A 26,112-nucleotide genomic window follows, 5' to 3' on the forward strand; every position below is an offset into this window, starting at 1 on the left:
CGCGGGCAGGTCAACACCCCCGGCCGTGCCGGGAGGAGGTCAGCGCGCGCGGCGGCGGGCGGCGGCGTCGAGGAGCGCGATGAGCAGCGCGGGGACCACGCACCACAGGCCGAGGACGACGAGGGCGCGGGCCACGCCGTCGCCCTCGAAGTAGGTGACCCCGCGCAGCGCCCGGACGGCGACACCCGGCGGCAGGATCCCGGCCAGCGGCTCCAGCCACCCCGGCAGGTACTCGGCCGGGAGGTTGCCGGTGCTGGTCGCGTTGCCGAGGATCAGCAGCCCGACCGAGGTGACGAAGGTGCCGGCCGCGCCCAGCAGCCGCAGCACCAGCGCCGCCGTCGCGGCCACCGAGAGGGCCAGCAGCGCGACCAGGCCGGCGACGGTCCAGAACCCGGCCGGCACCGACGCGAAGGCGACCTCGCCGAGCAGTGAGGCGCTGATCCCGGAGGCGCCGGCGAACAGCAGCGCGCTGAGCGTCCGCTTGCCCAGCCCGAGCTGCGGCGCGGCCTGGTAGGTGGTGATGCCGAACAGGAAGCCGCCGAGCACCACGCCGAAGGCGGTGTAGAAGATCGCCAGGCCGCGGGTGTCGCCGGCGGCCAGCGGGACCAGGTCGCGCACCTGCAGCTGCCCGCCGGCCTGCTGCGCCACCGGGCCGAACGCCTGGGTGAGCGTCTGGGTCACGCCCTGGCCGTGCGCGCCGGCCACGAGCAGCTGCGGCCCCGGGCCGCCGAGGACGAGCGCGCCGTAGACGTCGGTGCGCCGGACGGCCTCCTCCGCCTCCGCGGCGCCGTCCAGCGGGACGACGGTGAAGGCGCCCGGCTGCGCCCGGTCGAGCGCGTCGCGGACCTGCTGCACCTGCGGCGCGGGCGCGGCGACGCCGACGGCCAGCCCGTGCGGCTCGGGCGTGGAGAAGGCGGCGAGGAACACCGCGACGAAGGCCGTGCCCACGGCGACGGCGATGAACGCCGGCAGCAGGATGGTGCGCAGCCCGGCCTTCGGCCGCGAGCCGTCGGACCGCTCGGTCTCGGCCGCCTCGTCCGGCGGGCCCGGGGGAGGCGCGAGGCCACCGGGCATCAGCGGCTCCCCGGCCGTGCGCCGAGCTGCGCGGCCAGTGCCGTGCCCAGCAGGTGGCCGGAGGTCCAGGCGCTCTCCACCTTCGACGGCGCCCGCCATCCGTCGCCGCACACCCCGATGCCCTCGACCAGGGCGAAGGGCTCCTCGCGCGGCTCCACCGGCCGGGCGTACGTCCAGCGGTGCACGTGCGTCCAGGCCGGCGGGACGCCGACGCCGAGCACCCGCCGCACCGCCGCGGCCACGGCCGGAGCGGCGGCGTCGGGGTCCTGGAGGTGCGCGGCGGCCGTCGCGCCGGTGGTGTGCGCGACGAGGACGGGCGCGCCGTCGCCACGCCGGTCGCCGTCGTCGGCGATCCACTCGACCACCGGGTCGTCGTGCACGAACGCGCCGTGCAGGTCGGCCGGCCACCGGCGCTCGTCCCAGCCGAGGACGACGGCCAGGCTGGGCTGCCACTCCCGCTCGCCGAGCAGCCGCCCGGCGAGGTCGCCGGGCAGCAGGCGGCGGGCCTGCGGGTCGGGGAGGGCCAGGACGGCGGCGGGCACCTCCTCGCCGTCGACGCGGGGACCGGGCTCCACCCGCTCGACGGCGTGCTCCTGCGCCAGGTCCAGGCCGGTGGCGAGGTCGACGACCAGCGAGCGGAGACCGCCGGGGGCGGCGTAGCGCACCGGCCCGCTGGTGGTGCGCTCGACGCCGTCCGGGCCGGCGACCGCGAAGGTGTCGGTCCAGGGGCGGGCCAGCCCGCGGGCGACCCAGTCCGCGACGACGTCGGCGAACGGCGAGCCGTCGGCGGCGGTCAGGTAGGAGGCGCCGGTGTCGGTGACCCGGCCGGACAGGGTGCGGGAGGCCATCCGGCCCCCGGGACGGCGGCCGCGGTCGAGGACGCGCACCGGCACCCCGGCCGCGGCCAGGGCCCGGGCGCAGGCGACGCCGGCGATCCCGGCACCGACGACAGTCGTGTTGGGCACCACTGGATCCTGCGGGCAGACCGCCGACGGCGCTCGGGGAGGATCGAGGCGTGCCCGCCGTCCCGATCACCGACCCGGCCGACGAGCGCGTGGCCGACTTCCGCGACCTGCACGCCGGCGACCGGCCGGCCGGCCGGCCGCGGGGGACCGGTCCGGTGGTCGTCGAGGGCGTGCCGGCGGTGCAGCGGCTGCTCGCCTCGCCGTACCGCGTGCGCGCGGTGCTCGGCGTCCCCGGCCGGCTGGCGGAGCTGGACCTGCCCGCGGGCGTGGCCGCCTACGAGATGGACAAGTGGGCGCTGTCGGAGCTCATCGGGTTCCGGCTCACCCGCGGGGTGCTCGCCTCGGCCGACCGCCGCCCGCCGGCCGACGTCGACGCGCTGCTCGCCGGCCCCGACCCGGCCGCCCCCCGGCGCCTGACGGTCCTCGAGGCGCTCAACGACGCGGAGAACCTCGGCTCGATCGCACGCTCGGCGGTGGCGCTCGGCGTCGACGGGCTGCTGCTGGACCCGCGCTGCGCCGACCCGCTCTACCGGCGGGCGGTGCGGGTCTCCATGGGCCACGTGCTGGCGCTGCCCTTCGCCGTCCTGCCCGACTGGCCGGGCGGGCTGGCGCGGTTGCACGACGCCGGGTACCTCACGGTGGCCCTCACACCCGCACCCGACGCGGTCGACCTGGCCGCGGTGGACCCGCGGGCGCACCCGCGGACCGCGGTCCTGCTGGGCGCCGAGGGGCCGGGCCTCACACCCGAGGCGCAGGCGGCGGCGCGGGTGCGGGCCCGGATCCCCATGCGGGACGGCGTCGACTCCCTCGGGGTGGCCGCCGCCGCGGCCGTCGCCTTCGCCACCCTCCGGTGAGGGGGACGGCCCCTGTCGTGCTGGACGGCCCCCGTGCAGGGCCCCGCGGTGAGCGCGCGAGCCGTGGGGGGCACGGCGGTCCTGCCGCCGTCTCAGGGGTTGCGCAGCGACCAGCGGGCGAGGATGGCGCGGGCCTCCTCGGCGCGGCTGGGGTCGCACATCACGTCGTAGCGGCTCGCGGTGATCTGCGAGGTGCTGGTGAAGTCGCGCTGCCCGCGGGTGGCGGCGTACCCCATCGCCCCGAACAGCGCCCCGAACAGGAGACCGATCAGCAGGCCGGTCAGCACCGAGCTGATCCAGCTGGTGCCGCTCGGGGCGAAGATCCCCAGCAGCAGGCCGACGAACAGACCCCACCAGGCACCGCTGGCGGCGCCCGCGGCGATCGCCCGGCCCCAGGTCAGCCGGCCGAGGACCCGCTCGACCATCTTGAGGTCCGAGCCGATGATCGTGACGTTCTCGACCGGGAACCGCTCGTCGGACAGGTGGTCCACCGCCGCCTGCGCCTGCTGGTAGCTGTCGTAGGACCCGACCTGGACGCCGCCCAGCGGCATCGACACCGACATCGACATGTCTCGTACTCCTCACACGCGTGCTGCTGCCCTGTGCTGGGCGTTCGCGACGAGGGATACCCCGGCCGATCGGTTGGACACGTCCGGTCGGTCACACCGGGCGGTCAGTGGTTGCGGCGGACCCCGAAGACGATGTCCTCCCACGCCGGGACGCGGGCGCGCGGGTCCTCGTCCTCGCCGTCGGTCTCACCGGTGCGCAGGACGACGGTGTCGTGCTCGGAGACGTCCTCGTCGTCGGGGGCGTCAGGGGCGTCGGCGCGGCGGTCGGCAGGGCCGCCGCGCGGCGGCTCGGCGGCCGGCGCGGTCCGCTCGGGGGCCCGGTCCTGGGGAGCCGCGCTGCGGTGCACCGGCAGGGCCGGCCGCTCGGGCGGGACCCCGGGGACGACGCGCACCAGCCGGGTGCCCTCGGCGAAGTCACGGGTGGCGGCGTCGAGCGGGCTGACCGCGCGGGCCCCGAGGTCGTAGACCCACTGCGTGGTGCCCTCCTTGGCGCCGGCCTGCCACGCGGCGGTGACCACCCAGGTGCCGTCGTCGGAGCGGGCGGCGTCCCAGCGGACGGCGTCGAGGTCGGCGCCCAGCAGCCGCAGCCGCTCGGACAGGAACTGCTGCAGCGGCACGCTCGGGGTGCCCTCGGACAGCCGCACCCGCGCCTCCCGGGCCTGGTCGGCGACGCGCTCGCGCTCCTGCAGCACCGGGTGGGCGAAGCGCATGATCCGCTCGACCCGGGTGCCGGAGGCCTCGGCCACCTGCTCGGGCGTCTCACCGGCGCGGATGCGCTGCTGGATCACCCGCGGCGACAGCGCGCTGTCGACCTCGATCTGGCCGAGCCGCCGGGTGTCTCCCCGGGCGGCGGCGCGGACCCGGTCGTCGATCCGCAGCTCGAAGCGCTCCTCGTCGCCGTCGGCACCGTCGAGGGCGAGGACGAGGCTGCGGCCGTCCTCGGACAGGGCCACGAGGCGCAACGGGCGCACGGTGACCTCCTCGGACGCAGGGCGGCGGACGGGACGGCCCGGGGGACACCGGACCACGCGTGAGGCTATCCGCGTGCACGGGGGCCGCGCCGCAGGTTCGCGGCGTGGCGTGCGCGGAGATCGCCGCCGCAGGGCCCGGAGCGGCACCCCCGGCCGGCCGGCGGGCCCGTCCTAGACTCGGCGTCCATGCTGACCGGTCCCCGGGACGACGCCGGCCTCGTCCGCGACGACACCCGCGACGACGTCGAGCCCAACGAGCGCTTCCTGCCCTCCCCGGTCGACGCGGGTCAGAAGCGCCTGCCCATCGACATGGACTACGTGCAGCGCGTGATGGTGGAGCTGCTCACCATCCCGAGCCCCTCGGGCCGCACCGACCACGTGATGCAGCTCATCGGCGGCGAGCTGCGCGACCTCGGCCTGGAGTTCGAGGTCACCCGCCGGGGGGCGCTGATCGCCGAGCTGCCCAGCGGGGCGCCGGGCGCCGACCGGACCGTGGTCGTGCACGCCGACACGATCGGCTGCATGGTCAGCCAGCTCAAGGACAACGGCCGGCTGGCGATCGTCCCGGTGGGCACGCACAGCGCCCGCTTCGCCGAGGGCGCGCGGGTGACGGTCTTCAGCGACGACGTCTCCGGCGACTACTGGCACACCGGCACGATCCTGCCCATCAAGGCCAGCGGGCACCGCTTCGGCGACGAGGTCGACGAGCAGGGCGTGGGCTGGGACCACGTCGAGGTGCGCGTCGACGAGGTCGTGCACGACCGCGCCGACCTCGAGCGCCGCGGGATCCAGGTGGGCGACTTCGTCGCGATCGACGCGCAGCCGGTGATCACCGCCAGCGGGTTCGTCAACTCCCGGCACCTCGACGACAAGGCCGGCATCGCGGCCGCGCTGGGGGCGTTCAAGGCGATCGTCGACCACGGCGTCGAGGTGCCGGTGACCGCGCACCTGCTGGTGACCATCGCCGAGGAGGTGGGCCTGGGCGCCAGCCACGGCCTGGACGCCGACGTCGCCGAGCTGGTCTCCATCGACACGTCGGTGGTGGCGCCGGGGCAGGCGTCGTCGGAGCAGTGCGTCAACATCGCGATGCAGGACTCCACCGGGCCGTTCGACTACCACCTGACCCGGCACCTGATCGACCTGTGCCGGGTGCACGAGGTGCCGCACCGCCGCGACGTCTACAAGTACTACCGGTCCGACGCCGCCTCGGCGCTGGAGGCGGGCGCGAACACCCGCGCGGCGCTGGTCGGCTTCGGCATCGACGGCAGCCACGGCAACGAGCGGACCCACCTCGACGGCATCCGCAGCACCGCCGAGCTGATCGCGCTCTACCTGCAGACCGACCTCACGTTCCGCAGCTGGGACCGCCGCCCGACCGGTGACCTGAGCGACTTCCCCAGCCTGGCCGTCCAGCCCGCCGACGGCGAGCAGGCCCGGTGAAGGACCCCGCTGCCCCCCACGCCTCGCTGTCCCCCGCAAGCGGGAGGTACCCCCAGCCCGGCGCGGGCCCCTGCAGCGGGGCCGTCACAGGCGTTCGACGACGTGGTCGATGCAGGCGGTCAGCGCGCTGACGTCGTCGGGGTCGACGGCGGGGAACATGCCCACCCGCAGCTGGTTGCGGCCGAGCTTGCGGTAGGGCTCGACGTCGACGACGCCGTTGGCCCGCAGCGTCGCCGCCAGCGCCGCGGCGTCGATGGAGGCGTCGAAGTCGACGGTGCCCACCACCAGGCTGCGCTGCGCCGGGTCGGTCACGAACGGCGTCGCGTACGGCGACCTCTCCGCCCATCCGTAGAGCCGGCGGGCGGAGTCGGAGCTGCGCGCCACCGCGCCGGACAGGCCGCCCAGGCCGAGCATCCAGCGGACCTGGTCGGCGAGCAGGAACAGCGTCGCGACGGCGGGGGTGTTGTAGGTCTGGTCCTTCGCGGAGTTGTCGATCGCGATCGACAGGTCCAGGAAGCCGGGGACCCACCGCCCGGAGGCCTTGATCTCGGCCACCCGCTCCAGCGCCGTCGGGCTCATCAGCGCGATCCAGAGCCCGCCGTCGGAGGCGAAGGACTTCTGCGGCGCGAAGTAGTAGACGTCGGACTGCGCGACGTCGACGGGCAGGCCCCCGGCGCCGCTGGTCGCGTCGATCAGCACCAGGGCGTCGTCGTCGGCACCGTGCGGGCGCACGACCGGCGCCATGACGCCGGTCGAGGTCTCGTTGTGCGCCCACCCGTAGGCGTCGACGCCCGGCTGGCCCTTCGGCAGCGCGAGCGACCCCGGCTCCCCCTTGGCGACCACCGGCTCCTCGAGGAAGGGCGCCTCGGCGACCCCGGAGGCGAACTTGGCGGAGAACTCGCCGTAGGTGCCGTGGGCGCTGCGGCGCCGGATGAGCCCGAAGGTCGCGGCGTCCCAGAAGGCCGTCGTGCCGCCGTTGCCGAGCACCACCTCGTAGCCCTCGGGCAGGTCGAAGAGCTGGGCCAGGCCCTCGCGCACCTGCCGGACCAGCCCCTTGACCGGCGCCTGGCGGTGGGACGTCCCCATGATCCCGGCGCCGTCGGAGGCCAGCGCCTGCAGCGCCTCGGGGCGGACCTTCGACGGGCCGCACCCGAACCGGCCGTCGGCGGGCAGGAGGTCGGCGGGGATCTGGAGGGTCATGGCGCGGGAGTGCCTTCCGGTGCGGATCGTTCGGGGGAGCCGGCCGACGACGAACGGCCCGGGCCCGCGGCGGTCGCGGTCCCGGGCCGTCGTGCGGCCCCCTTCCTGGGTCCCGCCCCGAGCTCGCGGAGGGCGGGGAGGAAGGGGGTCCTTCGTCAGGCCGGGGCGGGCTCGTTGATGGCCTTGACCTGGATGCTGTCGAAGCCCTCGACCTCGTCGGGCTTGCGCGGGCCGGGGCCGATGTAGCGGGCCGACGGGCGCACGAGGCGGCCGGTCTCCTTCTGCTCCAGGATGTGCGCGCACCACCCGGCGGTGCGGGCACAGGTGAACATCGACGTGAACATGTGGCTCGGGACCTCGGCGAAGTCGAGCACGATCGCGGCCCAGAACTCGACGTTGGTCTCGATCGGGCGGTCGGGACGCCGCTCGCGCAGCTCCTGGAGCGCGGCCTGCTCCAGCGCGAGCGCGGCCTCGAAGCGCGGCGCGGCCAGTTCCTTGGCGGCCTTGCGCAGCACGCGGGCGCGCGGGTCCTCGGCCCGGTAGACCCGGTGGCCGAAGCCCATCAGCCGGTCGCCGCGGTCGAGCAGGTCCTTGACGTACCGCTCGGCGTCGCCGGACTGCTCGACGCCGTCGAGCATGTGGAGCACCCGGGAGGGGGCGCCGCCGTGCAGCGGGCCGGACATGGCGCCGATCGCGCCGGACAGCGAGGCGGCGACGTCGGCGCCGGTGGAGGCGATGACGCGGGCGGTGAACGTCGAGGCGTTCATGCCGTGCTCGGCGGCCGAGGTCCAGTAGGCGTCGACGGCGGCGACGTGCCGCGGGTCGGGCTCACCCCGCCAGCGCACCATGAACCGCTCGACGATCGTGGCGGCCTCGTCGATGCGCCGCTGCGGCACGGCCGGGATCCCGATGCCGCGCGCGGACTGCGCCACGTAGGACAGGGCCATGACGGCGGCCCGGGCGAGCTCCTCGCGGGCCTCGGCGGCGTCGATGTCCAGCAGCGGCCGGTAGCCCCAGATGGGGGTCAGCATCGCCAGCGCGGCCTGCACGTCGACGCGGACGTCGCCGGTGTGCACCGGGATGGGGAACGGCTCGGCCGGCGGCAGGCCCGGCCCGAACTTGCCGTCGACCAGCAGCGCCCAGACGTTGCCGAAGGTGATCTTGCCGACCAGGTCCTCGATGTCGACCCCGCGGTACCGGAGCGACCCACCGTCCTTGTCGGGCTCCGCGATGGTGGTCTCGAAGGCGATGACGCCCTCCAGGCCGGGTACGAAGTCGTCGGCCATGTCGCATGCTCCTCTGCGCGCGATCTCCGTGCGCGCACAGGTCATGGCGCACGACTGCAGAGCGAATCTAGGCCGTCCGCCCGATCGCGGCACAGGCGGGGCCGCCCCGTGGCGGTGGCCGCCCCGGCCCGCCGCGCGCCGCGGTGTCAGCATGGTCCGGTGCCCGATCTCTCCCGCATGCGCAGGGACTACGACCGCCCGGGCCTGCGCGAGGAGGACCTCGCGGCCTCGTGGCTCGAGCAGTTCGACCGCTGGTTCCGCGACGTCGTCGCCGCCGAGGTGCCCGACCCCAACGCGGTCGTCGTCGCCACCGCCGACGCCGACGGCGCCCCCGACGCGCGGATCGTCCTGCTCAAGGGCTACGACGAGGCCGGGTTCGTCTTCGGCACCAGCTACGCCTCGACCAAGGGCGCGCAGCTGGCGGCCAACCCCCGCGCGGCGCTGGTCTTCCCCTGGCACGCACTGCAGCGCCAGGTGCGGGTGACCGGCCGGGTCAAGCGGGTCGGCGACGCCGCCTCCGACGACCTGTGGGATCCCCGTCCGCGCGAGGCCCAGCTGGCCGCCGTCGCCTCGCTGCAGTCGACCGTCGTCGACTCGCGGGAGGAGCTGGAGTCGCGGGTGCGCCTGCTCGACGAGGAGACGGCGACCGAGAAGGTGCCGCGGCCCCCGACCTGGGGCGGCTACCGGGTGGTGCCCGAGAGCATCGAGTTCTGGCAGGGCGGCCCGGGCCGGCTGCACGACCGGCTGCGCTTCGTCCGGGACGACGAGGAGGGCGGCGGCTGGGTCCTGCAGCGGCTGGCGCCGTGACGGAGGACCCCGCCGCCCCCCTGGAGGGACCACGTCCCTCGCAGGCTCGGGGCGAGCCTCCGGACGCGGCCGCAGAGGCCCGGCGCGGGCCCCTGGGCCGGGGCCGCACCCGCCGCGGCTGGGCGATCGACACCAGCCCGCTGCGCGACCCCGGGTACCGCCGCCTCTTCTGGGGCGTGACCGCCACGATGATCGGCCAGCAGATGACGCTGGTCGCCGTTCCGTTCCAGGTCTACGCGATCACCCGCGACTCGCTGCTGGTCGGCGTCACCTCGGTCGTGGCGCTGGTGCCCCTGGTCGTCTTCGGCCTGCTCGGCGGGTCGATCGCCGACGCCATGGACCGGCGCCGGCTGATGATCGTGACCGGCCTCGGGTCGGCGGTGACCAGCGCGCTGCTGGCCGCCCAGGCCCTGCTGCCCGGCGGCGGGAACCTGGCGCTGCTCTGGCTGCTGACCGCGGCCGTCTCCGGGTTCACCGCCGTCAACCAGCCCGCCCGCAGCGCCGTCATCCCCGCGCTGGTCGGTCCGGAGGAGGTGCCGGCGGCCAACGCGCTGGCGATGACCGTCCGGCAGGCCGGCGTGATCGTCGGGCCCCTGCTGGCCGGCGTCCTCATCGGCGCCGGCGACCTGTTCCTCGCCTACTCCGTCGACGCCGTCACCCTCGCCTTCGCCGTCCTGATGGTGCGCGGCCTGCCGCCGCTGCCGCCCGGCGGGCACACCGGGCCGCTGCGTCTGGGCGCGGCGCTCCGCGGGGTGGGGGAGGGCTTCGGCTTCCTGCGCACCCAGCCGGTGCTGCTGATGACCTTCGTGGTCGACGTGATCGCGATGCTGTTCGCCTGGCCGCAGGCGGTGTTCCCCGAGCTCGCCGAGGGCCGCTACGCCGGCTCGCCCAACAGCCTGGGGTGGCTCTACGCCGGCATCTCCATCGGCTCGCTGCTCATGGGCCTGACCTCGGGCTGGGTGTCGCGGGTCGACCGGCAGGGCGCCGTGGTGCTGGCCGCCATCGTCGTGTGGGGGGTGGCGATCATCGGTTTCGGGCTGGCGCCGAGCCTGTGGCTGGCCGTGGCCTGCCTGGCCGTGGCCGGCGCCGGCGACATGGTCAGCGCCGTCCTGCGCTCGTCGATGCTGCAGACGGCGGCACCCGACGAGATGCGCGGGCGGATGCAGGGCGTCTTCCTCGTCGTGGTCGCCGGCGGGCCGCGGCTGGGCGACCTGCGCGCCGGCGCGGTCGCCAGCGCCGCCGGCGTCGGCGCCGCGATGGTCTCCGGCGGCGTCGTCATCGTGGTGGCGATGGTGGCGGTCGCGCTGCTGGTGCCCTCGTTCCGCGACTTCCGGGCCTCGCGCGTCGTCAGCTGACCGGCGCCACGTGCAGGCCGACCCGCACGTTGCCCGCCGTCGCGCGCGAGTAGGGGCAGACGGTGTGCGTGCGCTCCATCAGCGCCCGCGCCTGCTCCTCGTCGAGCTGCGGCAGGTGGCCGGTGAGGTCGACGGCGAGGTCGAAGTCGCCGGGCTCGCCGCGCAGGAAGTGCACCTGCGCGGTGACCGAGGACCCCTCCAGGACCTTCGGGGACAGGCCCAGCGGCGTGAGCGAGAAGCGCATCGCGCTGTGGAAGCAGGCCGCGAACCCGGCGGCGAACAGCTGCTCGGGGTTGGTGCCGGGGCCGCCGTCGCCGCCCATCTCGGCGGGGCGCGACAGCTGCAGGTCCAGCCGCCCGTCGGAGGAGGCGACCTCCCCGGTGCGCGCTCCGGTGGCGGTGGCCTCGGCGGTGTAGATCGCGTCCACGGTTCCCTCCTCGGGCCAGTCTCTCCTCAGGCCAGCGCGCCGGCGACGACGCGCAGGTCGGCGACCAGGGCGTCGTAGGCCTTGGGCCGGTCCTCGTCGGGCACCCGCAGCACCGCCGAGGGGTGCGCGGTGGCCAGCATCCAGGTCTGGGCGGGGGCGTCCTCGTCGGGCTCGTCGTCGCCGGCCTCCGCGCGGGCGACGCCCGGTGGCGTCCAGGGCATGAGCTTCCCGCGCTCCTTGGTGATCCGGAACGACGGGGAGATGAGCGCCTTGGCCGCCGTCGCCCCCAGGCAGACGACGACCTCGGGCTTGAGCACCTCGAACTCCGCCTCCAGCCACGGCCGGCAGGCGCGGATGTGCTCGGCGCCGGGCGACTGGTGCAGCCGCCGCTTGGGCGTCGGGGTGAAGCGGAAGTGCTTGACGGCGTTGGTGACGTAGGCGTCCCGGCGCTCGATGCCGGCGTCGGCGAGGGCCCGGTCGAGCAGCCGGCCGGCCGGCCCGACGAACGGCTCGCCCCGGCGGTCCTCCTGGTCGCCGGGCTGCTCGCCCACGAACACGATGCGCGCCGTCTCCGGGCCCTCGCCGAACACCGTCTGGGTGGCCGGCTCCCACAGCTCGCAGGCCCGGCAGCCGGCGGCCGCGGCGCGCAGCCCGTCGAGCCCGACGCCCGAGGGCGGGCTGGCGGGGTGGTTCTCCTGGCTCATGGACCGATGACACCCCAGGTCGGCCCCGGGCGCGAGGTGGGACGGCGCCTCACCGCGCGCCGCGCAGCACGGGGGAGGCCAGCGCGGCCCCGGAGGCGGCCGCGAGGACGGCGGCGGACACGGCCAGCGCGGCCGGCGCCCCCGCCCGGTCGGCGAGCGTGCCCAGCAGCGGGTTGCCGGCCAGCAGGGGCAGGTTCTGGGCCAGTGCCACGACGGCCTGCACGCGGGAGAGGTGGGTGGCCGGGCCCCGGCCGAGGATCAGCGGGGCGACGTGCGTGGTGAACACCCCGGTGCCCGCGCCGACGACCGCCCCGAGCGCGACCGCGGCGGGAGCGGGCAGGAGCAGGGTGAGCCCGGACAGGCCCGCGGCGGCCAGCAGCAGCCCCGCCGGCCGGCCAGCCCGGGGCGCGCGGACGTCCCGAGCGCCAGCACGGTCACCACCACCATTGCCGTGCCGAGCGCCACCGCCCCGACGAGCGCCCCGGTCTGCCCCGCCGTCCACCCGCGCCCGCGGCCCAGCAGCGGCAGCAGCAGCGCCGACGCCGGCAGCAGCGCGAGCGCGGCCGCCGACAGCAGCACCAGGCACAGCCGCAGCGGGCGGTCGGCCAGGACGACGCGCAGCCCGTCGAGCGCCGCCCGGGCCAGCCCCGGCGTGCCCGCGTCGGGGAGCCCGGCCGGCGCGCCGGGCAGCCGCAGCGCCAGCAGCACGACCAGCACCAGCAGGAACGACGCCGCGTCGGCCAGGGCGACCGCGGTCAGCCCCGCCGTCCCCACCAGCAGGCCGCCCAGGGGTCCACCGCAGGTCAGCGCCAGCTGCCCGGCGAGCTGGCGGGCCGCCATCGCCCGGGGCAGCGCGGCCGGCGGCGCCAGCCGCCGGGGCAGGGTGGCGGAGGCCGGCAGGTAGAAGGCGTCGACGGCGCCGACCACGACCGCGGTGCCCAGCAGCAGGGCCGCCGTCGGCGCGGTCACCTGCAGCGCCAGGACCAGCCCGAGCGTCGCCGCCAGCATGACGCCGTCCCCGGTGAGCAGGACCCGCCGGACGCCGGCCCGGTCGGCGACGGCGCCGCCCACCAGCAGCAGGAGCACCCGGGGGAGCAGGCCCGCGGTCAGGACGAGGCCGGCCAGGACGCCCCCGCTCGCGGACGCCGACCAGGCCAGGCCGAAGGCCAGCGCCTGGTTGCCGACCAGCGACAGGGTCGTGCCGCCCAGCCAGAGCCAGTACCCCGCCGGGATCCGGTCGGCCCGGCGACGGCCGGGGCGCGAGCGGCGGCGGACACGGCGGGGACGGTAGCCGCGGCCCCCGACGGATTACGGCTCCGGCGTGGCTCGGTTCCCACCGGACCGTCGTCCCGGTCGCTAGCGTCGGCCGCGCACGGGGACCAGCGGACGGAGGGGCAGTGCTCGAGTTCGACGGGCTGCACAAGAGCTACGGCGACCACCACGTGCTGGAGGGCGTCGGCTTCACCGTCGCCCCCGGCTCGATGTTCGGCTTCTGCGGCGCGAACGGCGCCGGGAAGACGACGACCATGCGCATCGCCATGGGCCTGGCCCGCGCCGACGCCGGCGAGGTCCGGTGGCGCGGCCGGCCGCTGGACGAGGAGGCGCGGCGCCGGGTCGGCTACATGCCGGAGGAGCGCGGGCTCTACCCGAAGATGCGCGTCGGCGAGCAGCTCACCTACTTCGCCCGGCTGCACGGCCTCGACGCCGCGGCCGCCGCGCGCGCCGCCGAGGAGTGGGCCGGCCGGCTGGGCCTGGGCGAGCGTCGGCGCTCCCGCGTCGAGGAGCTGTCGCTGGGCAACCAGCAGCGGGTCCAGCTCGCCGCCGCGCTGGTCAGCCGGCCCGAGGTGCTCATCCTCGACGAACCGTTCTCCGGCCTGGACCCGGTCGGGGTCGACTCGCTGGCCGAGGCGCTGCTCGAGCAGTGCCGCGCCGGGGTGCCGGTCGTGTTCTCCAGCCACCAGCTCGACCTGGTCGAGCGGCTGTGCGATGCCGTCGGCATCCTCGCCCGCGGCCGCATCGTGGCCAGCGGCACCGTCGAGGAGCTGCGCCGCCGCGAGTCCGGCCGGGTGCTGCGCGTCGTCGCCCCCGACGCCGCCCCGGGCTGGGCCGGCGTCGTCCCCGGCGTCCGGGTGGTCTCCGAGCGGGCCGGCGACACGGTGCTCGAGCTCGCCGAGGGCGCCGACGACCAGGCCGTCCTGGCCGCCGCGCTGCGCACCGGCCGGGTGACGCACTTCGCCTGGCGGGAGGCCACCCTCGTCGAGCTGTTCCGCGAGGCGGTCGCCGACCCCGGGGTGCAGCCGGCCCCGCGGGCGGAGGTGGCCGCGTGAGCGAGCTCGGCCGCCCGCTCGGCAGCGGCGCCCTGATCCGTCTGGTGGCCAGGCGCGAGATGTCCACGCGGCTGCGCGACAAGACCTTCCTCGTCGGCTCGGCCGTGATGCTGCTCATCATCCTCGGCGTCCTGGTGTTCCAGGTCGTCGTCAACTCCGGCAGCGACGAGAGCCGCATCGGGGTGGTCGGCGACGCGGGGCGGCTCGGCCCGGCGCTGCAGGCCCAGGGGCAGGCGCTGGACCTCGACGTCACCGTCGTCGAGTTCGGGGACGACGACGCCGCGCGCACCGCGGTCGAGGACGAGGACGTCGACGCCGCCGTGCTGGGCGGGACCGGTGCCGACCCCGAGCTGGTGGTGCGCGAGTCCGACTCGACCCTCGAGGCGCTGGTCTCCGGCGCCGTCGGCGCGGTGGCGCTGGACGGCGTGCTCGCCGACGCCGGCATCGACCCCGGCGACCTGCCGCAGGTGTCGGTCACCGCGCTGGACGAGACGTCCCCGGCCGCCGGGCAGCGCACCGTCGTGGCGATCGTCGGCGTGGTGCTGCTCTACAGCCTGATCATCCTGTTCGGCCAGTTCGTGGCCCAGGGCGTCGTGGAGGAGAAGTCCAGCCGGGTGGTGGAGCTGCTGCTGGCCACCATGCGGCCCTGGCACCTGCTCGCGGGCAAGATCCTCGGCCTCGGTGCGCTCGGGCTGGCGCAGATCGCCCTCATCGCGGTCATCGGCGTGGGCGGGGCGCTGGCGTTCGACGTCGTCGACGTGCCCGGTGACCTCTTCGGCACGGTCGGCTGGGTGCTGTTCTGGTACCTCCTCGGCTACGCGCTGTTCGCGTCGCTGTTCGCCGTCGCCGCGTCGCTGGTCAGCCGGCAGGAGGACCTGGGCAGCGTGCTCGCGCCGGCGTCGCTGGTGCTCTTCGTCGGCTTCATCGTGGCGATCCAGGCGGCCGGCGACCCCGGCGGGACCCTGGCCACGGTCACGTCGTTCGTCCCCGGGGTCTCCCCGATGGTCATGCCGGTGCGGCAGGCGGCCGGTGAGGTGGCCGCGTGGGAGGTCGTCGTCGCCGTCGTCCTCATGCTCGTGGCCATCGCGCTGGTGGTCCGGCTGGGCGGGCGGGTCTACTCCGGGGCGCTGCTGCGCACCAGCGGGAAGACCAGGCTCAGGGAGGCGCTGCGGGCCGGTCGGGCCTGAGCCCGCGCGGGGGACACCCGCGCGGAGCAGCGCCGGACACGTTGGGGTGACCTCACCCCGACGGAGGGCGTGCGTGCAGGTCAGGGCCGACATCATCGGCCTCATGACCGAGGACCTGGACGCGCGCCTCTGGCGGCTGCAGGCCTCCGAGGACGCCGACGAGCTCATCGAGCTGGGCTGCGACCTGGCCGACGCCGACCGGCACACCGACGCCGAGTGGTGCTTCCGCCGGGCGGCCGCGCTCGGCGACGCCACCGGGTACTACGACCTGGGCAACAGCCTCGCCGCGCAGCAGCGCTGGTCGGAGGCCGTGGACGCCTACACGGTCGCGCTGGCCGGCGGCGAGCCCGACGCCTGGCGCAACCTCGGGCTGGCGCTCGAGCAGCTCGGCGACCTCGCGGGGGCCATGGCCGCCTACCGGGGCGCCGCCGACGCCGGCGACACCGAGGGCGGGCTGCAGCTGGCGTTCCTGCTGCGGGAGCAGGGCGAGCGCGAGGAGGCGCTGCGCGTCGCGCAGGAGCTCGCCGCCGCCGGGGACGACGAGGCCGACGCCGTCGCCGCCTGCTGGGAGTGGTGCGCCACCCTCGACCCGGCGCTGGAGCCGCGGCTGCGGGCCGGTGCGGGCCACTTCGCGGCCGCCCGCGCCGACCTGGCCGCGCTGCTGCTGAGCACCGACCGTCCCGTCGAGGCCCGCGCGGTGCTCGAGCGCGGCGCCAAGCTGGGCGAGCAGGTGGCCTGGCTGCCGCTGGGCAACCTCTACCGCGAGGAGCTCGGCGACGACGAGGCCGCCGAGGAGGCCTACCGGGCCGGCATCGCGGCCGGCGACGTGTACTGCCACCACAACCTCGGGGTGCTGCTCGCCGACCGGGGCGACCTCGCCGGCGCCGCCGAGGAGTTCCAGCGGGGTGCCGAGGCCGGCGACCAGCTCGCCGCGGCCGCGCTGCAGCTGCTCCGCGAGAGCTGAGGCCTCCGCGCGAGATCTGCACACTCGCGGCCTTCCGGGGGCGGAAGGCCGCGAGTGTGCAGATCTCGCGTGCTCAGACGACGTGGCGGAGGCCGGCCAGGGGGCCGCGGTAGGGCTGCGCCGGCGGGCCGGTGACGCCCGGGCGGACGGTGAACAGCCGCCCGGCGTCGGGCTCGGGCTCCTCGCCGCGCGACGTGCTGATCACCAGCAGGTCGCGGCCGGGCCCGGCGAACGCGCAGCTGGAGGTGCGCGCGACCGGCACCTCCACGACGGCGAGCAGCTCGCCCTCCGGGGACCAGCGGCGCACCTGCCCGCCGCCCCACATCGCCGTCCAGAGGCAGCCCTCGTCGTCGACGGTGAGCCCGTCGGCGACGCCGTCGGGGCCGCCGGTCTCGAGCAGCACCCGGCCGTCGGTGAAGGCGCCGCTGTCCGGGTCGTAGCGGTGGGCGTGCACCAGGCCGGGGCCGGAGTCGGCGAGGTAGACGGTGCGCTCGTCGGGCGACCAGCCCAGGCCGTTGGAGACGGTCAGCCCGTCGAGCACGGTGGTGACGGTGCCGTCGGTGTCGAGCCGGTAGAGCGCGCCGGCGCCGGGGCGCTCGTCGAAGGCCATGGTGCCGGCGTAGAAGCGCCCGGCCCGGTCGCAGGCGCCGTCGTTCATGCGGGTGCCGCCGTCGTCGGGGCCGCCACCCTCCGCGGGGAGGTCCAGCAGCACGCGGGCGGTGCCGTCCTCGGCGACGTGCGTGAACCCCCCGCCCGCGCCGGCCACCCAGCCGCCGGCGGTGGCCGGGGCGACGACGCCGACCGTGTCGCCCACCCGCGCCGAGCCGGTCTCGGTCAGCTCCCCGGCGGCGTCGACGGCGGCCCGCCGCAGCAGGCCGGCCGCGATGTCGACCCACAGCAGCTCGGTCCGGTCGGCGTCCCAGACCGGTCCCTCCCCGTGGTCGGCCGGGGGAGGAGCGGCGGGTTCGGCGCGCAGTGTCAGCACGCGGGGAGGGTGCCCGCTGGTCGGTCCGCGTGCACCTCGACGTCGTGGCGGGCGCGGTCGAGCCAGGCGGTCAGGCGCTCGCCGTCCCAGGGCCGGCGCCGGCGGGCGGCCGCGACCAGGAGTCCGCGCGGCAGTTCCAGGCAGGCCAGGGCGATGCCGGCCGCCCCGGGCAGGTCGCCGTCGCGCAGGTGCCGGACGACCGACCGCACCCGCCGGACGAGGAGGGCGGCCGCCTCGGGCACCGGGTGGCGGGCGTGCTGGACCACGAGCACCTGCACCGTGCGGGCGTAGTGCCACTCGCGCAGGAGGACCCCGCGGGCGGTCCGGCCCTCCTTGCCGTGCCGGAACCGGACCTCCGGCACCCGCAGCAGCCGGTGCCCGGCGGCGCGCAGCCGGCGGAAGGCGTCGCGGTCCTCGTTGTAGAAGAAGTACAGCGGGTCGAAGCCGCCGGCGGCGAGGAACTCCGACCGGCGCACGAGCAGCGCGGTGCCGCTCAGTTCCTCCACGGCGACCGGCGGCCCGGGCGGGTCGTCGTCCTCGCCGGGCCCGTGCACGGCCGGGGCCGCCCAGATCGCCGTCGGCTCGGCGTCGAGGACCTCGGCCAGCCGGCGGAGCATGCCGGGCTCGGGCTCGCCGTCGGAGTTGACCAGCAGGACGTAGCGGCCCCGGCAGGCGTCCAGCGCCAGGTCCATGGCACGGGCGAAGCCGAGGTTGCGCGGCGAGGTCAGCACCGCCCGGTCGGCGTCGGGGTGCCGGGTGCGCAGCAGGTCCCGGGCGGCGGCGGAGGTCGCGGGCGCGGCGGCGTTCTCCACCAGCAGCGCCCGGCCGCGCCAGCCCGGACCGGTGTCGGCCGCGACCGCGGCGTGGTGGCGGACGAGCAGGTCGGGCGGCTCGCGGTGGACGAGGAAGACGACGTCGACGTCGTCGAGGCCGGTGCGGCGCTGCTGCCGCGCGGGGGGGTCGAGCACGGCAGGGCCCTACCCCGCGCGGGGGCCTACCGTGCGGAGGACGGCGGCGGGAGGCGGGGGACCGTGGCGGAGACGGGCAGCATGCGGGTCGCTGCGTCGGGAGCGGACCTGCGGGCCGCGGCGGAGCTGCTCGGCGTCGGCCCGGCGGCCCTGGCACCCGAGCTGCTCGACCCCGGCGCGCGGCTGCTCGTCGGCGACGGCGCTGCCGCGCACCTGCGCCGGCGCTGGACCGACGAGGGCACCACCGAGGCCGTCGTCGTCCACCGGTCCACGCACGTCACCGGCCGCGCCGCGCTGCTCGCCGTCGCCTCGGACTGGGGCTGCTCGCAGGTGCGCGACATCGGCACCGGCCGCGTCCTGCAGGTCGCGCCACCCCCGGCGGACGCGCCGCTGACCGAGCGGTTCGCGCAGCTCGCGGCGATGGCCGCCACCCGCGTGGAGGTCGCCGTCGCGCTCGCCCGGGACACCGGCGGCGACACGCGCAAGGCCGACGGCAGCTGGTCGATGGCCGCCGACGAGGCCGCGCACGCCGCCGCGGCCGAGTGCATGGCGCCGCTGGGGGTCACCGTGCTGTCGGAGGAGCGCTCCGACCGGCGGGTGCCCGACGACGAGCCGTGGGTGGTGCTCGACCCGCTCGACGGCACCGGCAACTTCCGCGCCGGCCTGCCGCCGTGGGCGTTCTCGGCGGCGCTGGTGCACGGCGGGCGGGCGGTGGCCGGGCTGGTGGCCGACCTGTCCTCGGGACGGCGGTGGGCCGGTGCCGAGGGGGCCGGCGCCCGGCGGGACGGCGTGCCGGCGCGGGCGCGTCCGGGCACCACCCTCGTCGCCCCCACGGCGCCGACCGGCCGCGGCGTGCTCGTCCCCTCGACCGCGCGGCGGGTGCGGGTGACCGGCTGCACCGCCGTCGACGTCTGCCTGGTCGCCGACGGCTCCGCCGGCGCGTGGCACAACCTCGACCGCGGCGGCACGCACGTGCACGACGTCGCCGGCGGGCTGGCCGTGCTGGCCGCGGCCGGCGGCGTGGCGCTCACCCCGGACGGCGCGCCGCTGCGGCTGCGGCCCGACACCGAGACGCTCATCCGGTTCGCCGCGGCGGCCACCGAGGACGCCGCCCGGGAGCTGACCGCCGCGGTGCTGGGCTAGCGCCCGGCGGCCGCCCGGACCGCCGCGAGCAGCGCCTCGCGCTCGTGCAGCGTCGTGCGCGCCCGCCCGCGGGAGGCGCCCAGGGACACCTCGGCGGCGTCGATGGCCCGCCAGTCCTCCAGCAGCACCGGCTCGGCGCCGCGGGCCTGCAGCGTGCGCACCAGGTCGTCGCGGTCTCCGTGCGGGCCGATGACGCCGGACCCGACGTCGGCCAGCAGGGAGGCCACCGTCTCGCGGGCGTCGTGCTTGTTGGTGCCGACGACGCCGGTGGGCCCGCGCTTGATCCAGCCGGCCACGTACTCCCCGGGCGACGCGGCGCCGTCGCGCAGCACCCGGCCGTCCTCGTTGGGCACCGTGCCGCTGCGCTGGTCGACCGGCAGGCCGGGCAGCCCCTCCCCGCGGTAGCCCACCGAGCGGACGACGAGGTCGGCCGGCAGCACCTCGTACTCGCCGGTCCCCGTGGCGCGGCCGTCGGCGTCGACCGTCGTGCGCTCCACCTCGACGCCGGTGACCCGGTCGGCGCCGAGCAGGCGCACCGGCCGGCGGTAGAAGCGCAGGACCAGCCGGGTGCGGCCGGGCTCGGCGGTGTGGGCCGCGTACTGGCGCAGGACGTCGATGTTGCGGGCGACCAGCCGGTCCGGCGGCGGGGGCTCGTCCTCGCCGGGCAGCTGGTCCGGGTCGACCAGCACGGTGGCCTCGGCCAGCTCACCGAGCTCGTCGAGCTCCTTGGTGGTGAAGGTGGCCTGCGCCGGGCCGCGGCGGCCGAGCACGGTGACCTCCTCGACCCGGGTCGCGGCGAGGGCGTCGAGGACGTGCTGCGGCATGTCGGTGGGCTCGAGCTCCCGCGGGACCCGGGACAGCACCCGCGCGACGTCGAGGGCGACGTTGCCCACGCCGACGACGACGGCCCGCCGCACGCCGGCCAGCGACGCCTCCACGCGCTCCCGGTCGGCGTCGGGGTGGCCGCAGTACCAGGCGACCAGGTCGGTGGCGGCGAGGCTGCCGGGGAGGTCCTCGCCGTCGATGGACAGCGGCCGGTCCAGGGCGGCGCCGTAGGTGTAGACGACGGCGTCGACGTGCGCCCGCAGCTCGTCGAGGGTGATGTCGGTGCCGACCTCGACGTTGCCGACGAAGCGGACCCCGGGGTGGTCCAGCGCCCGGTGCAGCGTGTCGCGGATGGCGCGCATCTTCGGGTGGTCCGGGGCGATGCCGTGCCGGACCAGGCCGAAGGGGGTGGGCAGCCGGTCGATCAGGTCGACGGTGACCGGGACGGGCGCGCGGCCGGTCAGCGCCTCGGCGGCGTAGATGCCTGCGGGCCCGGCGCCGACGACGGCCACCCGCAGCGGCCTGCCGTCCTCCGGGGGGAGCGATCCGTCGTCGGCCACGACTGGCATCCTGGCCCGGCCGGGCGGTCGTGCGCCAGGTCACCACCCGGCCCACCGACCACCCACCGCAGGAGGGACCGCTCGTGTCCGTCGTCGTCGTCGCCACCATCAGCCCCAAGCCCGAGCACGCCGACGAGGTCCGCCGGGCGGTGCTCGACACCGTGCCGCGGGTGCACGAGGAGCCCGGCTGCGAGCGCTACTCGCTGCACCAGGGCCGCGACGGCGCCCTGGTGATGGTGGAGAAGTGGGAGAGCCCCGAGGCGCTGGCCACGCACGGCAAGGCCGAGGCGCTCACCGCGCTGTCGGGCCGCCTCGAGGGGAAGCTCACCGGGGCGCCGGCGGTCACCGTGCTCGACGCCGTCCCCGCCGGCGACCCCGCGAAGGGCTCCCTCTGACGGCCGTGCGCCCGCGAGATCTGCACACTGGTGGCCTTCCGGGCCCGGAAGGCCACCAGTGTGCAGATCTCGCGGTCAGAGGGCCTGGCAGACGGGGCACCAGTAGAGGTTGCGGCCGACCATCTCCGCCGTCCGCACCTCGGTGCCGCAGAGCCGGCAGGGCAGCCCGGTGCGCCGGTACACGTAGTGCGCGTCCTCCCGGCGGACCGCACCCGAGCGGCGGGACCGGTCGGCCCGCTCGGTCGTCACGATCCGGCCCAGCCGGACGCCGGCGCGCATGAGCACCACCAGGTCGTCCCACAGCGCCAGCCACTCGGCCTCGCCGACGTCGCGGCCGGGCCGGAACGGCGAGATCCGGTGCCGGAAGAGGATCTCGGCGCGGTAGACGTTGCCGACGCCGGCCAGCACCGACTGGTCCATGAGCAGCGCGCCGACCGCCGTCCGGCTGCGGCCGACCCGCGCGTACGACAGCGGCCCGCCCCGGCGGGTGCGCAGCGGGTCGGGGCCCAGCCGGTCGAGGACCGCGTCGACCTCGGGCTGGGTGAGCACGTCGCAGGCCGTGGCCCCGCGCAGGTCGGTCCACACGCCCTCGCCCTTCGGCCCGTCGGCGACCCAGCGCATGCGCAGCGCGCCGCGCGGGGCCGGCGGGTCGCCGACGCCGGTCGTGTAGGTGCCGTAGAGGCCCAGGTGCACGTGCAGGACGTCGCCGCCGAAGTCGGCGAACAGGTGCTTGCCGTAGCTGGTGACCTCCTCGACGACGCGGCCGTCGAGCAGCGCGGCGCCGGCGGCGAAGCGGCCCTGCGGGCTGGTCACCTGCACCGGCCGGCCGGCGAACAGCTCCGACTGCTCCTTCGCCAGCCGGTAGAGGGTGTGCCCCTCAGGCATCCCGCACCGCCTGGTAGCGGGCGAGCGCCACCTGGCGCTCCTCGGCGTGGTCCACGACCGGCAGCGGGTAGCCCTCCGGCGGCCCGCCGGGCACGGTCCACGGCTCGTGCACGTACCGGTCGGGGACGTCGCGCAGCTCGGGCACCCAGCGCCGCACGTAGGCGCCGTCGGGGTCGAACTGCTGGCCCTGCCGGATCGGGTTGAACACCCGGTAGTACGGCGAGGGGTCGGTGCCGGTGCCGGCGACCCACTGCCAGCCGTGGTGGTTGCTGGCCAGGTCGCCGTCGACGAGGTGGTCGAGGAAGTAGCGGGCGCCGCGCCGCCAGTCGATGTGCAGGTCCTTGCAGAGGAACGACGCGACGACCATCCGCACCCGGTTGTGCACGTAGGCCTCGCCGTGCAGCTGGCGCATCCCGGCGTCGACGATCGGGTAGCCGGTGCGGCCCTGCGCCCAGGCGGCGAAGTGCTCGTCAGCGACCGGGCCGGTGTCGTACCGCATGCGCGCCATCTCGGGGTTGAACGGCTCGCGGGCGGTCTCGGGGCGGTGCCAGAGGACGTCGGCGTAGAAGTCGCGCCAGATGAGCTCGCCGGTGAACTTGTCCACGGCCTCGGCGTGCTGCTCGCCGAGGGCCTGCGCCTCGGCGAACAGCGTCCGCGGGTGCACGGTGCCGTACTTCAGGTGCGCCGACAGCCGGCTGGTGCCGTCGGTGCCGGGGGTGTTGCGCGAGGTCGCGTAGCCGAGCAGCCGCTGGTCGCGGAACAGCGCCCACGCGTCGCGCCCGGCGCGCTCCCCGGCGGGGGGCAGCACGGTGCCACCGAGGTCCGGCGCGGGCGGCAGGTCCTCGGTGGGGACGCCGTCGGCCCACCGCAGGTCGTCGGGCCGCCCGGCGGGGGAGTGGATGCCGCGGGCCCGCCAGGCGCGGGCGAAGGGCGAGTAGACCTTGAACGGCGTGCCGTCGTCCTTCAGCAGCCGGCCGGGCGTGACGCCGTAGGGCGAGCCGGTGCGGACGAACGGGACCTCCCCGAGCGCCTCCTCGACGGCGGCGTCGCGCGCCCGGCCGTACACGCCGGCGTCGAACGAGACGTGCACGCTGGCCGCGCCGGTCTCCCGCACCAGGTCGGGGACGACGCGCGCCGGGTCGCCGGAGCGGATGACCAGCGCGCCGCCGGTCTGCTCCCGCAGGTCGGCCAGGCAGCCGCGCAGGAACTCCCGGCGGGGCGCGCCGGAGGGCTCCCACAGCCGGGGGTCGACGACGAAGACGGGCACGACAGTGCCGTCCGCTCCGGCGGACTCGCAGGCGGCGACCAGCGCCGGGTGGTCGTTCAGCCGGAGGTCGCGGCGGAACCAGACGATGGCGGTGGGCACCAGCGCCACGGTAGGCAACGGAGCGCGGCGCCGCAGGTCATCACCGGGTCATCACCGGGTCGTCGCCGGGAGGTCAGTGGTCGACGGTGGCCAGGCCGAAGTGCGGCTTGTCGTCGTCGGCGACCAGGTCCAGCGTCTCGGGGTGCTGCTGGATGTAGTGGCGGACGAAGGAGCAGTAGGGGAGGACGGTCAGCCCGCGCTGGCGGGCCGCGTCGAGGACGCCGCTGACGAGGAGCTTGCCGATACCGCGGCCACCCATGCTCGGGTCGACCTCGGTGTGCGGCAGGGCCATGGTGCCGTTCTCGACGTGGTAGCTCGCCAGGCCGACCACCCGGTCGCCGATCCGCACCTCGAAGCGCCCCCGTTCGGGGACGTCCACCACCGTGGTCTCCATCGTCGCGTTCCCACCTCCGCATGGCTCCGGGCGACGTTGCCCGGCGCTCGATGTGCAACTGGAACGGTAACGCCTCGCAGCCCCTGGGGGTTTCCCTCCGAGGGCGGATGTCACCCGGAGGTCGTGGTCCCCGGGGCCGGCGGTGTGCTGCGTGACCCGGTCGGTCCGTCTCCGGCGGCGGTCTTCCCGGTGTGCCCTCCGCGTGGCTCAGCGTCCCCCCGGCCGTGCCCTGCCCTGCGCCCGTGAGGGACGACGGCACGGCGGCCGCTCCCGGTCGGCGCCCGGGCAGCTCGGTGACGGTCGGGTGACGGCGGTCAGGGAGCCTCGTCCCGGCGCGCCACAACCCAGGAGGTCACCATGGTCAGCGAGGCCGATGTCGAGGACCAGCTGCTGGGCCTGGTCAACGCCGAACGCACCGCCAACTGTCTCCCGCCCTACGTGCGGGACGGCACGCTCGACGCCGGGGCACGCGCGCACACCGATCTGCTGATGTCGAAGGCCGTGGCGGCCGCGGACCCGAACGACCCCGTGTGCCCTGCGCAGACCGACGTCCCTGTCGAGACGTGGACCGAGACCTGGCAGGAGGACCACTGGTGTCCTGCAGAGGAGCCCAGCCCCATCCAACGCATCCAGCCGGACTGGCAGACGCGGTCGGGGGTCGCGCCGATGGAGAACGTCGGCAGGGGATGGGCATGGCGGCAGCCTCCGGACCCGGGGTGGGAGCCTCATGGCGGGATCGTCTCCGACATCCACCACCTGTTCATGGCGGAGGTCCCGCCGGACGACGGGCACCGGAGGGCCATCCTCAGCCCCGACCACGACTCCGTCGGGGTGGGCGTCCGGATCGTCACCCGCACCGAGGACGTTGGGGGCGATCAGCGACAACAGGCCTTCGTGCGGTTCACCGTCGACTTCGCGAGGGCCTGGATCTCGCCCGGAGAGGACACGCGCTCACCCGCAGGGACCGGAACGAGAGGTGGCGACACCGATGCCCACTGAGGTGGCCTTCTCGACGTCCCGCACCATCCAGTCCTGGACCGACCTGGGACACGTGGCCACCGACCTCCACCAGCGCATCCGGGTGCTCGCCGACTGTCGATCCGACTCCGACTCCGACTCGACCGTGGAGATCACCCTCGTGCTCGTCGAGGCCGGGGGCGCTCCCGGGCACCTCGACGGACACCTCCTACCCGGCCGTGACCAGACCGGTCCGCTCGGTTCCAGAGATCGCGTCCAGCGCGGCCGGTGTGCACCGACCCCCGACTGCTCCAGCCGTCCGGGAGCGGCTCTCCAGGCGGGCCGAGGACGCCACCCGCGACCACCAGCCCACCGGCAGGCCACCGAGGCCGGCCAGCACGACGACGAACGCCCGGACGCACGATCCGTCGGTCCGGGCGTCCGCGACGTCCTGGGACATCACGGGGTGCCGCCGGCAGGTGCAAGCCGGGCTCGACCAGTCGGAGCGACCCGTGATTGCGTGCCACACCTAGGCTTGCTCAGCGCCCCAGCGTGCGAGCGCGACGATCGCCTCGCGCAGGGCAAGCCCGCGATCGGTCAGCGCGTAGGCCCGGGTGTTGTGCCGGAGCGGCAGACGGGTCAGGACGCCGGCCGCTTCGAGCTCGCGCAGGCGGGTCGCGAGCACGTTCGTCGGTACCCCGAGGTCGCGCTGCAGATCGCCGTAGCGCTGCGGCCCGTCGAGCAGCCGCTCCACGACGAGCAGGGCCCACCGGGCTCCGACGATCTCGAGGGCCGCGGCGAGGTCGCTCATGCGGTCGGGTCGGCGTCCGGCTTCATCCAGAACGGCGAGTAGTGGTAGCCGTCGGGGTCGTCGAACTGGCGCTGGTACATGAAGGGGTAGTCGTCGGTGTCACCGATCCGCCCGCCGGCGGCGCCGGCGCGCTCGGTGAGCTCGTCGACCGCCTCGCGGCTGCCGAGGTCGAACGAGACGGTGACCTTCGAGGGCGTGTGGGGTCCGCCGACCAGCTCCTCGACGCCGCCGACGCTCGCGTACATCTCGCGGCTGCCGAGCATGACGTACTGCTCGGGCGCGATCGCGAAGCACGACACGTTGTGATCGGACATCTCGGCGTTGAGGGTCCAGCCGAGGGCGGTGTAGAAGGCGGTCGCGCGCTCGACGTCCTCGACGGGGCAGGTGATGAAGAGGCTCATGCGGTTCACACTTGCAAAATGCAAGTATGACGTCAAGGCTCGAGCCCGCATCGCCCGCCGCCTCGACGCGCTGCAGTTCGACCGTGTCCCGAGTTCCACCGGGCCAAGGAGGTGTCCCTGGGTGGGCCGCCATGGGCGACTCGCGACACGACTGGGACCACTGACGACCCGCAGCCCTGTCCCGCAAGCCGACGGGCTACCGGCGTCTCCGCGGACGCGCGAGGGCGGTGATCACGGTCGTGGAGGATCCCTGATTGGCGGTGACTCGAGGGTGGGGGAGTCAGACTGTCTT

Annotated in this window: 28 protein-coding genes; 10 read left to right on the forward strand and 18 right to left on the reverse strand. The window is 76.2% G+C overall.

All coding sequences use genetic code 11. The features are described 5' to 3' along the window. Positions 1–39: 39 nt before the first annotated feature. Positions 40–1,074 (reverse strand): hypothetical protein, encoded by a 1,035-nt coding sequence (locus ACU616_RS11720; RefSeq protein WP_446758636.1) that lies wholly within the window; start codon positions 1,072–1,074, stop codon positions 40–42. Continuing rightward, positions 1,074–2,039, reverse strand: coding sequence for an NAD(P)/FAD-dependent oxidoreductase (locus ACU616_RS11725; protein WP_446758637.1), 966 nt, complete (start codon positions 2,037–2,039; stop codon positions 1,074–1,076). Before ACU616_RS11725 ends, ACU616_RS11720 begins: the two co-directional genes overlap by 1 nt. 50 nt (positions 2,040–2,089) lie before the next feature. Between ACU616_RS11725 and ACU616_RS11730 the strand changes: the two genes are divergently transcribed. After that, a complete protein-coding gene (locus tag ACU616_RS11730) occupies positions 2,090–2,893 on the forward strand; it encodes a TrmH family RNA methyltransferase (RefSeq protein WP_446758638.1) in 804 nt (267 codons plus the stop codon). 92 nt (positions 2,894–2,985) lie between these two features. Here the strand turns inward: ACU616_RS11730 and ACU616_RS11735 are convergent, their stop codons facing one another. Further along, positions 2,986–3,462, reverse strand: coding sequence for a general stress protein (locus ACU616_RS11735; protein WP_446758639.1), 477 nt, complete (start codon positions 3,460–3,462; stop codon positions 2,986–2,988). A gap of 104 nt (positions 3,463–3,566) precedes the next feature. After that, complete coding sequence (gene sepH / locus ACU616_RS11740) at positions 3,567–4,433, reverse strand: septation protein SepH (RefSeq protein ID WP_446758640.1); 867 nt, start codon at positions 4,431–4,433, stop codon at positions 3,567–3,569. Positions 4,434–4,619: 186 nt separating this feature from the next. Between sepH and ACU616_RS11745 the strand changes: the two genes are divergently transcribed. Next, positions 4,620–5,873: an osmoprotectant NAGGN system M42 family peptidase gene (locus ACU616_RS11745; protein WP_446758641.1), complete on the forward strand. Its 1,254-nt coding sequence runs from the start codon at positions 4,620–4,622 to the stop codon at positions 5,871–5,873. Between the two features lie 84 nt (positions 5,874–5,957). Here the strand turns inward: ACU616_RS11745 and serC are convergent, their stop codons facing one another. Then, on the reverse strand, positions 5,958–7,073 hold the full coding sequence (serC, locus tag ACU616_RS11750) for a phosphoserine transaminase (RefSeq protein ID WP_446758642.1): 1,116 nt from the start codon (positions 7,071–7,073) through the stop codon (positions 5,958–5,960). A 155-nt stretch (positions 7,074–7,228) separates the two neighbouring features. Beyond that, positions 7,229–8,359, reverse strand: coding sequence for a citrate synthase 2 (locus ACU616_RS11755; protein WP_446758643.1), 1,131 nt, complete (start codon positions 8,357–8,359; stop codon positions 7,229–7,231). Positions 8,360–8,518: 159 nt separating this feature from the next. On the opposite strand from ACU616_RS11755, the gene pdxH reads away from it, so the two are divergent. Beyond that, positions 8,519–9,166 carry a pyridoxamine 5'-phosphate oxidase gene (pdxH, locus tag ACU616_RS11760; RefSeq protein ID WP_446758644.1) on the forward strand — a complete coding sequence of 216 codons (648 nt, stop codon included), beginning with the start codon at positions 8,519–8,521 and terminating at the stop codon, positions 9,164–9,166. Then, on the forward strand, positions 9,163–10,521 hold the full coding sequence (locus tag ACU616_RS11765; protein ID WP_446758645.1) for an MFS transporter: 1,359 nt from the start codon (positions 9,163–9,165) through the stop codon (positions 10,519–10,521). The genes pdxH and ACU616_RS11765 overlap by 4 nt, the downstream gene beginning before the upstream one ends. On the opposite strand, the gene ACU616_RS11770 is transcribed toward ACU616_RS11765, so the two are convergent. Genes ACU616_RS11770 through ACU616_RS11785 form a run of 4 tightly spaced genes read right to left on the reverse strand, consistent with a single transcriptional unit; the run spans position 10,514 to position 12,885 of the window. Further along, positions 10,514–10,948 (reverse strand): organic hydroperoxide resistance protein, encoded by a 435-nt coding sequence (locus ACU616_RS11770; RefSeq protein WP_446758646.1) that lies wholly within the window; start codon positions 10,946–10,948, stop codon positions 10,514–10,516. The two genes, ACU616_RS11765 and ACU616_RS11770, sit on opposite strands and share 8 nt — an antisense overlap. 26 nt (positions 10,949–10,974) lie before the next feature. Beyond that, positions 10,975–11,652, reverse strand: a complete 678-nt coding sequence (locus tag ACU616_RS11775) for a UdgX family uracil-DNA binding protein (protein WP_446758647.1) — start codon at positions 11,650–11,652, stop codon at positions 10,975–10,977. 49 nt (positions 11,653–11,701) lie between these two features. Next, a complete protein-coding gene (locus ACU616_RS11780; protein ID WP_446758648.1) occupies positions 11,702–11,938 on the reverse strand; it encodes a hypothetical protein in 237 nt (78 codons plus the stop codon). Beyond that, complete coding sequence (locus tag ACU616_RS11785) at positions 11,911–12,885, reverse strand: MFS transporter (protein WP_446761475.1); 975 nt, start codon at positions 12,883–12,885, stop codon at positions 11,911–11,913. The genes ACU616_RS11780 and ACU616_RS11785 overlap by 28 nt, the downstream gene beginning before the upstream one ends. Before the next feature lie 164 nt (positions 12,886–13,049). On the opposite strand from ACU616_RS11785, the gene ACU616_RS11790 reads away from it, so the two are divergent. The 3 genes from ACU616_RS11790 (at position 13,050) to ACU616_RS11800 (ending at position 16,130) form a co-directional block, all read left to right on the forward strand. Further along, complete coding sequence (locus tag ACU616_RS11790) at positions 13,050–13,979, forward strand: ABC transporter ATP-binding protein (RefSeq protein ID WP_446758649.1); 930 nt, start codon at positions 13,050–13,052, stop codon at positions 13,977–13,979. After that, a complete protein-coding gene (locus tag ACU616_RS11795) occupies positions 13,976–15,166 on the forward strand; it encodes an ABC transporter permease (protein ID WP_446758650.1) in 1,191 nt (396 codons plus the stop codon). Before ACU616_RS11790 ends, ACU616_RS11795 begins: the two co-directional genes overlap by 4 nt. 103 nt (positions 15,167–15,269) lie before the next feature. Continuing rightward, a complete protein-coding gene (locus ACU616_RS11800; RefSeq protein WP_446758651.1) occupies positions 15,270–16,130 on the forward strand; it encodes a tetratricopeptide repeat protein in 861 nt (286 codons plus the stop codon). 73 nt (positions 16,131–16,203) lie between these two features. Here ACU616_RS11800 and ACU616_RS11805 read toward each other — a convergent pair whose 3' ends face one another. Both ACU616_RS11805 and ACU616_RS11810 read right to left on the reverse strand, forming a co-directional pair. Beyond that, complete coding sequence (locus ACU616_RS11805; RefSeq protein ID WP_446758652.1) at positions 16,204–17,115, reverse strand: SMP-30/gluconolactonase/LRE family protein; 912 nt, start codon at positions 17,113–17,115, stop codon at positions 16,204–16,206. Beyond that, complete coding sequence (locus tag ACU616_RS11810) at positions 17,109–18,083, reverse strand: glycosyltransferase (RefSeq protein WP_446758653.1); 975 nt, start codon at positions 18,081–18,083, stop codon at positions 17,109–17,111. The genes ACU616_RS11805 and ACU616_RS11810 overlap by 7 nt, the downstream gene beginning before the upstream one ends. Positions 18,084–18,164: 81 nt before the next feature. Here ACU616_RS11810 and ACU616_RS11815 point away from each other — a divergent pair, with 81 nt between their 5' ends. Further along, positions 18,165–19,226, forward strand: coding sequence for an inositol monophosphatase family protein (locus ACU616_RS11815; RefSeq protein WP_446758654.1), 1,062 nt, complete (start codon positions 18,165–18,167; stop codon positions 19,224–19,226). Here ACU616_RS11815 and ACU616_RS11820 read toward each other — a convergent pair. Continuing rightward, a complete protein-coding gene (locus ACU616_RS11820) occupies positions 19,223–20,611 on the reverse strand; it encodes an FAD-dependent oxidoreductase (RefSeq protein WP_446758655.1) in 1,389 nt (462 codons plus the stop codon). The genes ACU616_RS11815 and ACU616_RS11820 overlap by 4 nt on opposite strands. 83 nt (positions 20,612–20,694) lie before the next feature. Here ACU616_RS11820 and ACU616_RS11825 point away from each other — a divergent pair, with 83 nt between their 5' ends. After that, the gene (locus ACU616_RS11825) at positions 20,695–21,006 is read left to right on the forward strand and encodes a putative quinol monooxygenase (protein ID WP_446758656.1); all 312 of its coding nucleotides are present in this window, start codon (positions 20,695–20,697) and stop codon (positions 21,004–21,006) included. 75 nt (positions 21,007–21,081) lie between these two features. On the opposite strand, the gene ACU616_RS11830 is transcribed toward ACU616_RS11825, so the two are convergent. The 3 genes from ACU616_RS11830 to ACU616_RS11840 all read right to left on the reverse strand — a co-directional run bounded on the left by ACU616_RS11830 (position 21,082) and on the right by ACU616_RS11840 (position 23,651). After that, complete coding sequence (locus ACU616_RS11830) at positions 21,082–21,891, reverse strand: Fpg/Nei family DNA glycosylase (protein ID WP_446758657.1); 810 nt, start codon at positions 21,889–21,891, stop codon at positions 21,082–21,084. Further along, positions 21,884–23,257 carry a cryptochrome/photolyase family protein gene (locus ACU616_RS11835; RefSeq protein WP_446758658.1) on the reverse strand — a complete coding sequence of 458 codons (1,374 nt, stop codon included), beginning with the start codon at positions 23,255–23,257 and terminating at the stop codon, positions 21,884–21,886. Before ACU616_RS11835 ends, ACU616_RS11830 begins: the two co-directional genes overlap by 8 nt. Before the next feature lie 73 nt (positions 23,258–23,330). After that, positions 23,331–23,651 carry a GNAT family N-acetyltransferase gene (locus tag ACU616_RS11840; protein WP_446758659.1) on the reverse strand — a complete coding sequence of 107 codons (321 nt, stop codon included), beginning with the start codon at positions 23,649–23,651 and terminating at the stop codon, positions 23,331–23,333. 357 nt (positions 23,652–24,008) lie between these two features. Here ACU616_RS11840 and ACU616_RS11845 point away from each other — a divergent pair, with 357 nt between their 5' ends. Then, entirely contained in the window at positions 24,009–24,650 is a 642-nt protein-coding gene (locus ACU616_RS11845; protein WP_446758660.1) for a CAP domain-containing protein, read from the forward strand. 487 nt (positions 24,651–25,137) lie between these two features. Here the strand turns inward: ACU616_RS11845 and ACU616_RS11850 are convergent, their stop codons facing one another. Together ACU616_RS11850 and ACU616_RS11855 are read right to left on the reverse strand one after the other, a co-directional pair. Continuing rightward, positions 25,138–25,419, reverse strand: a complete 282-nt coding sequence (locus tag ACU616_RS11850; RefSeq protein ID WP_446758661.1) for a winged helix-turn-helix transcriptional regulator — start codon at positions 25,417–25,419, stop codon at positions 25,138–25,140. Continuing rightward, positions 25,416–25,820: a VOC family protein gene (locus ACU616_RS11855; RefSeq protein WP_446758662.1), complete on the reverse strand. Its 405-nt coding sequence runs from the start codon at positions 25,818–25,820 to the stop codon at positions 25,416–25,418. The genes ACU616_RS11850 and ACU616_RS11855 overlap by 4 nt, the downstream gene beginning before the upstream one ends. Between the last annotated feature and the right edge of the window lie 292 nt (positions 25,821–26,112).

This window comes from Geodermatophilus sp. URMC 62, from assembly GCF_052931475.1.

Bases quoted from the DNA above. Each gene is read 5' to 3' on its own strand.
- ACU616_RS11830 (WP_446758657.1), bottom strand. From the start codon at position 21,891: ATGCCTGAGGGGCACACCCTCTACCGGCTGGCGAAGGAGCAGTCGGAG.
- ACU616_RS11855 (WP_446758662.1), bottom strand. From the start codon at position 25,820: ATGAGCCTCTTCATCACCTGCCCCGTCGAGGACGTCGAGCGCGCGACC.
- ACU616_RS11850 (WP_446758661.1), bottom strand. From the start codon at position 25,419: ATGAGCGACCTCGCCGCGGCCCTCGAGATCGTCGGAGCCCGGTGGGCC.
- ACU616_RS11845 (WP_446758660.1), top strand. From the start codon at position 24,009: ATGGTCAGCGAGGCCGATGTCGAGGACCAGCTGCTGGGCCTGGTCAAC.
- ACU616_RS11720 (WP_446758636.1), bottom strand. From the start codon at position 1,074: ATGCCCGGTGGCCTCGCGCCTCCCCCGGGCCCGCCGGACGAGGCGGCC.
- ACU616_RS11800 (WP_446758651.1), top strand. From the start codon at position 15,270: ATGACCGAGGACCTGGACGCGCGCCTCTGGCGGCTGCAGGCCTCCGAG.
- ACU616_RS11735 (WP_446758639.1), bottom strand. From the start codon at position 3,462: ATGTCGATGTCGGTGTCGATGCCGCTGGGCGGCGTCCAGGTCGGGTCC.
- ACU616_RS11755 (WP_446758643.1), bottom strand. From the start codon at position 8,359: ATGGCCGACGACTTCGTACCCGGCCTGGAGGGCGTCATCGCCTTCGAG.
- ACU616_RS11840 (WP_446758659.1), bottom strand. From the start codon at position 23,651: ATGGAGACCACGGTGGTGGACGTCCCCGAACGGGGGCGCTTCGAGGTG.
- serC (WP_446758642.1), bottom strand. From the start codon at position 7,073: ATGACCCTCCAGATCCCCGCCGACCTCCTGCCCGCCGACGGCCGGTTC.
- ACU616_RS11775 (WP_446758647.1), bottom strand. From the start codon at position 11,652: ATGAGCCAGGAGAACCACCCCGCCAGCCCGCCCTCGGGCGTCGGGCTC.
- ACU616_RS11815 (WP_446758654.1), top strand. From the start codon at position 18,165: ATGCGGGTCGCTGCGTCGGGAGCGGACCTGCGGGCCGCGGCGGAGCTG.
- ACU616_RS11745 (WP_446758641.1), top strand. From the start codon at position 4,620: ATGCTGACCGGTCCCCGGGACGACGCCGGCCTCGTCCGCGACGACACC.